The organism is Mycobacterium sp. E3298, from assembly GCF_001666895.1.
Lineage (GTDB): Bacteria > Actinomycetota > Actinomycetes > Mycobacteriales > Mycobacteriaceae > Mycobacterium.
On record NZ_LZJB01000385.1, the window covers coordinates 1 to 9,152 of the forward strand.

Here is a 9,152-nt window from a genome sequence, read left to right on the forward strand (position 1 = left end):
CCTTGCCGCCGCGGCAGACGTGGTCATCGTCAACGAGGCCGAGGCCGACGAATGGCCGTGGCGCCCCGATCACCTGGTCACCACCCTGGGGGCGCGCGGCGCGCGGTACGCAGGTGTCGACGGCGACTTTGTGGTGCCCGCTCCGGCGGTGGCCGCGGTGGACACCACCGGCGCCGGGGACGTGTTCGCCGGTGTGCTCGCGGGAAGCTGGCCACCCCATCCGGGTTCGCCCGCCGGACGGCTGCACGCGCTGCGACGCGCCTGCGCCGCGGGGGCGCTGGCGACGCTGGTAGCCGGTGCCGGCGACTGCGCACCGGATGCCGAAGCGATCGACGCGGCGCTGCAATCGCTGGCCTGACCTGCGGTTGGCAGCAGTTGGCAGCGTCCGGCGTCGATCTGGCAGTGGTTCGCGGGCAACGTCGGTGGCGATCGTTTTCAGCCATCGAGAAAGGAACATCATGTCCGCTACCACGATTGATCGCACGGGCACCCGGGACGGCCTGCTGCGCCTGGCCATGCGCGCCGACGCCGCCATCAGCGGGCTGGTCGGCCTGGCCGGCATCCCGCTGGCCGGCCGGCTCGCCGAGCTCTCGGGTACCACGAAAGCGTTCGAGTACGGGATGGGCGCCTTCTTGCTCGGCTACGGCGTGCTGGTGTTCGGACTCGCCAACCTGCCGTCGGTGCGCCGCGCCGGCATGGCCGTCATCATCGGCAACCTGCTCTACACGGTGGCCGCCGTGGTGCTGGTGCTCACGGACGTCTTCCCGCTGACCTCGGCCGGCGTCGCGTTGAACCTGGCGGCCGGGGCCTACACGCTGGTGTTCGCGGAGCTGCAATACCAGGGCTGGCGCCGCGCGAGGGCGTGAGCCGGGCCGTTCGTGGCCCGTCCGGCGATCCCGGGCGGGCCCGCGACGCGCTATTCCTCGGGAATCTGGCGGTCGATCTCGTCGAGCCAGATGCGCGCGGACATGTCCGACGGGGCGCGCCAATCACCGCGGGGCGACAGCGCGCCGCCGTGCGACACCTTCGGGCCGTTGGGCAGCGCCGAACGCTTGAATTGGCTGAACGAATAGAAGCGCTGCACGAAGACCCCGAGCCAATGCCGAACCTCCTTCAGCGAGTAGGTCGGTCGCTTGTCCTCGGGGAATCCCGGCGGCCAGTTGCCCCGCTCGGGGTCGCTCCACGCGTGCCAGGCCAGGAACGCGATCTTCGACGGCCGGAACCCGTAACGCAACACGTGGAACAGTGAGAAGTCCTGCAGCGCATACGGTCCGACCTTGTCCTCGCTGCTCTGCAGCTCTTCCTCTTCGCCCTTCGGGACGAGCTCCGGGGAGATCTCGGTGTCAAGCACCGACTGCAGCACGTCGGTGACGTCGGATTCGAACTGGCCGGACGAGATCACCCAGCGGATCAGGTGCTGGATCAGCGTCTTCGGGACACCGCCATTGACGTTGTAGTGCGACATCTGATCGCCCACCCCGTAGGTCGACCAACCCAGCCCGATCTCGGAGAGGTCGCCGGTGCCGAGCACGATGCCGCCGCGCTGGTTGGCCAGCCGGAACAGGTAGTCGGTGCGCAGGCCCGCCTGCACGTTCTCGAAGGTGACGTCGTAAACCTTTTCCCCACGCCCGAACGGGTGGTCCATCTCTTTGAACATCACCATCGCGGTCTCGGTGATGTCGATCTCGGCGAAGGTGACACCGAGCGCGCGGCACAGCTCGATCGCGTTGCGTTTGGTGCGGTCGCCCGTCGCGAACCCGGGCAGCGTGAACGCGAGAATGTCGCTGCGCGGCCGTTCCTCCCGGTCCATCGCGCGCGCGGCGACGATCAGCGCGTGCGTCGAATCCAGGCCGCCGGAGATCCCGATCACGATCTTCGGGTAGTTCAGCGCGCGCAGCCGCTGCTCGAGCCCCGAAACCTGGATGTTGTAGGCCTCGTAGCAATCCTGTTCCAGGCGTTCGCGATTGGCCGGGACGAACGGGAAACGCTCCACGTCGCGGCGCAATCCGAGGTCGCCGGCCGGCGGCTCCAGCCGGAAGTCGACGCGCCGGAACGACTCGGCCGCCCCGCGATGGTGGCGCCGGTTGTCGTCGAACGTCCCCATTCGCAGGCGTTCTGAGCGCAGCAGGTCGAGATCCACATCCGCGACGCTGCGTCGCTCCCCTTTCGGGAAGCGCTCGGACGAGGCCAGCAGTTCGCCGTTCTCCCACACCATGGTCTGACCGTCCCAGGCCAGGTCGGTGGTCGACTCGCCCTCGCCCGCGGCGGCGTAGACGTAGGCGGCCAGGCAGCGCGCCGACGCCGAGCGGGCCAGCAGGCAGCGGTCTTCGGCGCGGCCAATCGTGATGGGACTGCCGGACAGGTTCGCCAGCACCGTCGCGCCGGCCAACGCCGCCTCCGCGCTGGGCGGGATCGGCACGAACATGTCCTCACAGATTTCGACATGCAGGACGAAGCCGGGGATGTCGGAGGCGGCGAACAGCAGGTCGGGGCCGAACGGGACGTCGGCGTCGCAAATCCGGATGGTGCCGCGCTCGTCATCTCCCGGCGCGATCTGGCGTCGTTCGTAGAACTCCCGATAAGTGGGCAGGTACGACTTGGGCACCACCCCCAACACGGCGCCACGGTGAATCACCACCGCGGTGTTGTAGATGCGATGGCGATACCGCAGCGGGGCGCCGACGACGAGGATCGGTAGCAGATCGGTCGAGGACGCGACGAGGCTCTCGATCGCGGCCGTCACGTCGTCGAGCAGGAGGTCCTGCATCACGATGTCCTCGATCGAATACCCGGACAGCGTCAGCTCGGGGAACACCGCCACCGCGACGCCGTCGTCGTGGCACTCGCGCGCCAGCCCCAGGACCGACTCGGCGTTGGCCGCCGGATCGCCGATCGTGGTGTGATGGGTGCACGCGGCAACCCGGACAAAGCCCTGGCTGTAAGCGTTGTAAAAGTCCATCGCCCTTCCATTGTCGCCTGACCGGTGTCAACCCGCGGCCGCCGGGTATCCCCTCCATCATGAGCGATACTGCCGTCGTGGTGGTCGACATGATGAACACCTATCAGCATCCCGACGCTGAAGAATTGATACCCAATGTGGGCAAGGTCATAGACCCGCTGGCCGATTTGGTCCGGCGCGCACGGGAATCCGACGACGTGGACCTGATCTACGTCAACGACAACTACGGCGATTTCGCCGCTCAGTTCTCCGACATCGTCAGCTCCGCGCTCGACGGAGCCCGGCCCGATCTGGTGAAGCCGATCGTGCCGTCCGGAGACTGCCGCGTGATGACCAAGGTGCGGCACAGCGCCTTCTACGCGACCGCGCTGGCGTATCTGTTGAACCGGCTGGAGACCAAGCGGCTGGTCATCGCCGGGCAGGTCACCGAGCAGTGCATCCTCTACACCGCACTCGACGCCTACGTGCGCCACTTTCCCGTCGTCATCCCGACGGACGCCGTGGCCGGCATCGACACCGACCTGGCCGAGGCGGCGTGCAAGATGATGGAGAAGAACATGTCGGCCGAGATCACCACGGCCGCCGACTGCCTCGGTTAGTCAGGCGCGCCAGACCCGAAGGCCCGCCCTGGGAGAGCCACCCGGCGGGATCAGGCAACGAATTTCGGTGGCGGAAGCACCCTGCGGGCCGCGCGCGTCGTCAGCCCCGGAGACGAGCCCCCAAGGCCCCATGTCGCTGCAGTCCCAGGCGTAGGCGGGCACACCGTCGCGGAGCAGCGGCGCGAGCTCGGGTATCGACAATTCCCTCGCGGACCAGGAGTACAGCTGGTCAAGTCGTGGCCGGATGACGCCGAGGTCGAGAACACGACCGAATCCGTTTTCCCGGCCGACGTACCAGTCCAGGTCCTCCCGCAGCGGGTAACGGTCCGGCAGCACCCTCGACAGCTGCAAGAAGATGCCGGTGACTGCCAGGCGCGGGTCGCCCAACAAGGGTGCGAGCGGTGACAGCCAGCCCAGCGCCAACCGCGGCGCGGCCACCAACGCGTGCGCGAAGAGGACCCGCACCAGCACCAGGTTGATGAAGAAGCGTTCGACGCGCGACTCGCCCTCGGCCAACTCATGGTTATCCAGGTAGGCCCTGACGATGATGGCGTTGTGGGCCCGGTACCACGTTCGCACCGACGGCCGGCGGATGAACGTCACCGAGTCGGCGACGCTCGACGAGGTGGTGGGGCCGCCCAGGCCGAGCACGTGGGCGCGCGCTTCGGCGGTATCGCGCAAGAGCCGGTCGTTGATCGCACGCCACCAGGGACTGCCCGGCGCCGCGGCGTCAGTGGGGTTCAGCACTCCGCGACGCAACTCCCAGCGCATGAACGCCAGCGCCGCGCGCCGGTAGGGCAGACGCCGCTCGTCCCAGCCGGCCGGTGTCTCGTAGAGGGTCCGCAGCAGCGCGAGCCGCGCCATCGGGTCATCACGCACCGAAGCGAGCTGTCCCGCGGCATGCTCGGCGGCTGTGGCCATGGCAACAATCAACCACATTGCGCCCGGTGACCGCTTGTGAAGGCAGACGTCCGGAGCTCGACGCCCCGTACCCTCGAACAGGTGACCACCCGCCGCGCCGAATCGCCGGAGCTGGTCGCGTTGCTGACCGGTCGCCGGATCGCGGTGCTGACCGGCGCCGGCCTGTCCACCGACTCCGGCATCCCCGACTACCGCGGACCCGATTCGCCGCCCAGCAATCCCATGACGATCCGCCAGTTCACCTCGGATCCGGCGTTCCGGCAGCGTTACTGGGCGCGCAACCACGTCGGCTGGCGACACATGGACGACACGCTGCCCAACGCCGGGCACCGGGCGTTGGCCGCCCTCGAGCGCGCTTCGGTGGTGACCGGGGTGATCACCCAGAACGTCGACCTGCTGCACACCAAGGCCGGCAGCACCAACGTCGTCAACCTGCACGGCACCTACGCGCGGGTGGTCTGCCTGGGCTGCGGCTACACCATGAGCCGCGCCGCGCTGGCCGATCAGCTCGAATCGCTCAACCCGGGATTCGTCGAACGCGCCGGAGCGGGCGGCGGTCTGGCCGTAGCCCCCGACGCCGACGCCGTCGTCGCCGACACCACGTCGTTCCGCTACCTCGACTGCCCGAGCTGCGGCGGCATGCTCAAACCGGACATCGTCTACTTCGGTGAGAGCGTGGCCAAAGCGGTTGTCGACCAAGCCTATTCACTGGTGGAAGAAGCCGACGCGCTGCTGGTCGCCGGCTCGTCGCTAACAGTGTTCTCGGGCTACCGGTTCGTGCGTCATGCGGCAGCGCTCGGCACGCCGATCGCCATCGTCAACCGCGGTCCTACCCGCGGGGACGACCTGGCCACCGTCAAGGTCGACGGCGGCTGCTCCGAGCTGCTGACGTTGCTCGTCGACGAATTGTCGCCGATCGCAATGCTTTAGAACGTGCACCGCATGCTGCGGATGGCGTGGACGAAATTGCCCGCCACGTAGGCGGGATCGCCCGCCTGGATATCCGGCAGCTGGCGCAGCAGCTCCGCGAAGATGGCCCGCAGCTGTGCCCGGGCCACATGGGCACCGAGGCAGAAGTGCAGCCCGCCCCCGCCGAACCCGACGTGCGGGTTGGGACTGCGGCTCAGATCCAATCGCTCCGGATGGTCGAACACCTCGGTGTCCCAATTGCCGGACGGATAGAACATCACCACCTTCTCCCCCGCCCGGATCGTCTGGTCGCACAGCTCGAAATCCGTTGCCGCCGTGCGCCGAAAGGTCATCACGGGACTGGCCCAGCGGACGAATTCCTCGACGGCCGTTCCTATCCGGTTGTCGAAATCCTCCAGCAACCAGGCTCTTTGATCTCCGAAGTCGGTCAGCGCCTTCATCGCGTGGCTGGTGGTCTGACGGGTGGTGTCGTTGGCGGCCACGGAAAGCAGCACGAAGAAGGCCGCCACCTCCGCGTCGGTCAGCCGGTCGCCGTCGACTTCGGCGTTCACCAGGCCGCTGAACAGATCGTCGCCGGGATGATTGCGGCGCTCGGCCGCCAGCGCGCCGGCGACCTGGTGCAGGTACCCCTGATTTTCGAGCAGAACCTCCAGGGGGTGGCGACCGTCGAGGTAGATCGGGTCGGCCCAGGACACCAGCGCGTCCGCGGCGTGCGCCACCCGCTCTCGCTCCGATTCCGGAATCCCCACCATGTCCGACAAGGTGCGGATCGGCAGTTGCTTGGCGCAGTGCTCGACGAAGTCCGCCCCGCTGCCGGCCGCGCGCAGCTCCTCGACGATCGCCCTGGCGTTCGCCCTGATCGAGTCCTCGATGCGCCGGATCTGGCGTGGGGTGAACGCGGCGCTGACCAGCTTGCGCAGCTTCGTGTGCCGCGGCGGGTCCATCGCGAGGAACGACTGCGACGCTTCGAGGAGTTCCACCGGGATGTTCTCGAACATGACGCCCTGGCCCGAAAGGAACACCTCGTTGTTGCGGCTGACCGTGGCGATGTCGGCCCGCCGGGTGACGGCCCAGTAGCCCGGATCCGCGGGATCGGGCATCAGCGCGTCCTCGACCGGCGGATGCCAGCTCACCGGCCGCTCGGCCCGCAGCACCGCGAACGATCGTTCGCGGTCGGCCGCCGTCGTCGACCAGAACGCGCGGGAGGACAGGTCGATGGGGTCGTAGGGGCGGCCGGGCTTTTCGCTGCCCGACGTTCCGGTCATCACGGTCATGGCGATCCTCCGTTGCGTATGACCTCGGTCACAGACTCCAGCGACACTATTCCTAGACATCATGTCTAGTCAAGTTGTCCAAGATGGCTCTATGCTGGGGGAATGCCATCGGTCACCCGGAAGCCGCAGGCCAACCGCGAGCAGGAGCGACAGCAGCGGCGAGAACAGATCGAGCGCCGGTTGCTGGACGCCACCGAGCGACTGATGCGCGACGGCGCCAGCTTCACCGAGCTCAGCGTGGACCGACTGTCGAGTGCGGCCGGTATCTCGCGCGCGAGCTTCTACATCTACTTCGAGGACAAAGGCCACCTGCTGCGCCGCCTGGCCAACCAGGTGTTCGCCGACCTCGCGGACAGCGCCGACCGCTGGTGGAGCGTGGCGGGTCGGCACGATCCCGGCGACGTCCGCGCCGCGATGGACGGCATCATCGCCAGCTATCGGCGACACCAACCGGTACTGGTCGCCCTCAACGAGATGGCCGGCTACGACCCGCTGGTCGCGGCGACCTACCGCAACCTGTTGACCGCCGTCACCGGGCGGATGACGCGGGTCATCGAAGACGGCCAGGCCGATGGCTCGATCCGGGCCGAGTTGCCCGCGGCCACCACCGCCAGCGCGCTGACTTGGATGGTCGAGCGGGCGTGCCAACAGAATCTGCCGACCTCGCCGGCCGATTACGACACCGAACTGGCCGCCACGCTGGCCGAAATCGTCTGGGGTGCGCTGTATCTCAAGCCGACCTCGGATCGCTGATGCGCGGGGTGTGACGAACGCGATATAGTTAATACCCTAACTATTCGCCTACCATGCAATTATGGCATCGCTGGCCGCACCGGAGATCGACCCGCTTTCCCTCGAACAGCAGGTCTGTTTCGCGCTGAGCGTGACCAACCGGGCCGTTTTGGCGGTCTACCGGCCGCTATTGGAACCGTTGGGGCTGACCCATCCCCAGTACCTGGTGATGCTGACCCTTTGGGACCACCAGAAGGCGGCAGGGGCACGGCGGAAACCGCTGTCGGTCAAGGACATCGCGACCACATTGCAGATGGATTCCGCGACCCTGTCGCCGATGCTCAAGCGCCTGGAAGCGATCGGCCTGATCACCCGTACCCGAAGCGCGGTCGACGAGCGCTCCACCGAGGTGAAGCTCACCGAGAGCGGCGCCGCCTTGCGTCGCCGTGCGCTCAAGATCCCGCCCGCCGTGGTCGAGCGCCTGGGCGTCGACATCACCGAACTTCGGCACCTGCACGAAGTGCTTACCCGCATCAACACAGCCGCCCTGGCAGCGGGCGCATTACAGTCCTGACCCGTCCGCACTAGGAGCCACCATGACCGACACCAAACCGAACGTCTGGCAACGCATCACCTACTCGTACGGTCGATGCCTACCCAGCTCGATGCGCACCTGGGTGGCCAACGACCTGGCCGGCCCGGGAGCCGTGCGCAGGCACATGATTCGGTGGGCCATCCCGCCGCTGTTCGTTCTCGCACCGTTCTGGCTGCTGCCCGCGTCGCTGTATGTGCACTCTGAGATGACGGCGCCGCTCTACATCTGGGCCCTGCTGATCTCGCTTGCGCTGAACAAGGTTTGGCGCCGGCACCGGCTGGCGCAGCACGGGCTCGACCCGAACCTGGTCGATGTGATCAAGAACAAGAAGCAGGCCAAGATGCACGAGGACTACGCCCGCCGGTTCGGGCCGCGGCCCGAATCGGCCGCCTGGCAGGACAACAGCAACCCGTTCAGCTAGCCGCCCTATACGGCCACGAGGTCATCGGCGTGCACCGCGGGCCGGCGGAGTTCGCCTGGCAGCTCTGAGGTCGACCGGCCGATCATGGTCGCCAGTTCGGTGGCGTCGTAGGCCACCACACCCCGGGCCACCATGGCCGTGTCCGGGCCGCGCAATTCGACGACGTCCCCGGCGTAGAACCGGCCCGACACGGCGGTGATGCCGGCGGCCAACAGCGACCGACGCTGGTCCACCACCGCGCGCACCGCGCCGTCGTCGAGGATCAGCGCGCCGGCCGCCTCGGCGGCATACCGCACCCAGAACCGGCGAGCCGACATCCGGGCCGGCCGTGCGGCGAAGACCGTGCCGACCGATGCGTCGGTGAGCGCGGAGGCAGCGTCGGACGCCGCGGCCAGCAGGACCGGCACCCCGGCGTCGGCGGCCAGCAATGCCGAGGACATCTTCGACACCATTCCTCCGGTCCCGAGGTCGCTGCCCGGGCCGGCGACCACACCGGACAAATCCGCCGCCCCGGAGACTTCCCCGATGAACCTGGCACCCTTGATTTTTCGGGGATCGGAGTCGTAGAGGCCGTCGATGTCGGAGAGCAGCACCAGGGCTTCGGCACCGACGAGGTGGGCCACCAGCGCCGACAGCCGATCGTTGTCGCCGAACCGGATCTCGTTGGTGGCCACCGTGTCGTTCTCGTTGACGATGGCCACCGCGTGCAGGGCGCGCAACC

Annotated in this window: 11 protein-coding genes; 7 read left to right on the plus strand and 4 right to left on the minus strand. The window is 67.9% G+C overall.

The genetic code is table 11. The features are described 5' to 3' along the window. On the plus strand, positions 1-358 hold a 358-nt coding region (locus A9X05_RS17920; protein ID WP_231978431.1), incomplete at its 5' end, for a PfkB family carbohydrate kinase. 100 nt (positions 359-458) lie between these two features. Beyond that, the gene (locus tag A9X05_RS17925; RefSeq protein ID WP_067752556.1) at positions 459-866 is read left to right on the plus strand and encodes a hypothetical protein; all 408 of its coding nucleotides are present in this window, start codon (positions 459-461) and stop codon (positions 864-866) included. A 50-nt stretch (positions 867-916) separates the two neighbouring features. Here A9X05_RS17925 and A9X05_RS17930 read toward each other — a convergent pair whose 3' ends face one another. After that, positions 917-2,959, minus strand: coding sequence for an NAD(+) synthase (locus A9X05_RS17930; RefSeq protein ID WP_067783115.1), 2,043 nt, complete (start codon positions 2,957-2,959; stop codon positions 917-919). A gap of 59 nt (positions 2,960-3,018) precedes the next feature. Between A9X05_RS17930 and A9X05_RS17935 the strand changes: the two genes are divergently transcribed. Further along, entirely contained in the window at positions 3,019-3,558 is a 540-nt protein-coding gene (locus A9X05_RS17935) for a cysteine hydrolase family protein (RefSeq protein ID WP_067783117.1), read from the plus strand. Here A9X05_RS17935 and A9X05_RS17940 read toward each other — a convergent pair whose 3' ends face one another. After that, positions 3,559-4,479: a hypothetical protein gene (locus tag A9X05_RS17940; RefSeq protein ID WP_156736808.1), complete on the minus strand. Its 921-nt coding sequence runs from the start codon at positions 4,477-4,479 to the stop codon at positions 3,559-3,561. It abuts the gene before it with no gap. 81 nt (positions 4,480-4,560) lie between these two features. On the opposite strand from A9X05_RS17940, the gene A9X05_RS17945 reads away from it, so the two are divergent. After that, positions 4,561-5,409 (plus strand): NAD-dependent deacetylase, encoded by an 849-nt coding sequence (locus tag A9X05_RS17945; protein WP_067783131.1) that lies wholly within the window; start codon positions 4,561-4,563, stop codon positions 5,407-5,409. Here A9X05_RS17945 and A9X05_RS17950 read toward each other — a convergent pair. Continuing rightward, positions 5,406-6,683, minus strand: a complete 1,278-nt coding sequence (locus A9X05_RS17950; RefSeq protein ID WP_067783120.1) for a cytochrome P450 — start codon at positions 6,681-6,683, stop codon at positions 5,406-5,408. The two genes, A9X05_RS17945 and A9X05_RS17950, sit on opposite strands and share 4 nt — an antisense overlap. A 102-nt stretch (positions 6,684-6,785) precedes the next feature. On the opposite strand from A9X05_RS17950, the gene A9X05_RS17955 reads away from it, so the two are divergent. From A9X05_RS17955 to A9X05_RS17965, 3 genes are all read left to right on the plus strand, one after another. Then, a complete protein-coding gene (locus tag A9X05_RS17955) occupies positions 6,786-7,436 on the plus strand; it encodes a TetR/AcrR family transcriptional regulator (RefSeq protein WP_067783122.1) in 651 nt (216 codons plus the stop codon). Between the two features lie 61 nt (positions 7,437-7,497). Then, positions 7,498-7,989 (plus strand): MarR family winged helix-turn-helix transcriptional regulator, encoded by a 492-nt coding sequence (locus A9X05_RS17960; RefSeq protein ID WP_067783124.1) that lies wholly within the window; start codon positions 7,498-7,500, stop codon positions 7,987-7,989. A 22-nt stretch (positions 7,990-8,011) separates the two neighbouring features. Then, positions 8,012-8,431 carry a DUF5313 domain-containing protein gene (locus A9X05_RS17965; protein WP_067752474.1) on the plus strand — a complete coding sequence of 140 codons (420 nt, stop codon included), beginning with the start codon at positions 8,012-8,014 and terminating at the stop codon, positions 8,429-8,431. A 5-nt stretch (positions 8,432-8,436) separates the two neighbouring features. On the opposite strand, the gene proB is transcribed toward A9X05_RS17965, so the two are convergent. After that, the coding region (gene proB, locus A9X05_RS17970) for a glutamate 5-kinase (RefSeq protein ID WP_067783128.1) at positions 8,437-9,152 on the minus strand (716 nt) is incomplete at its 5' end.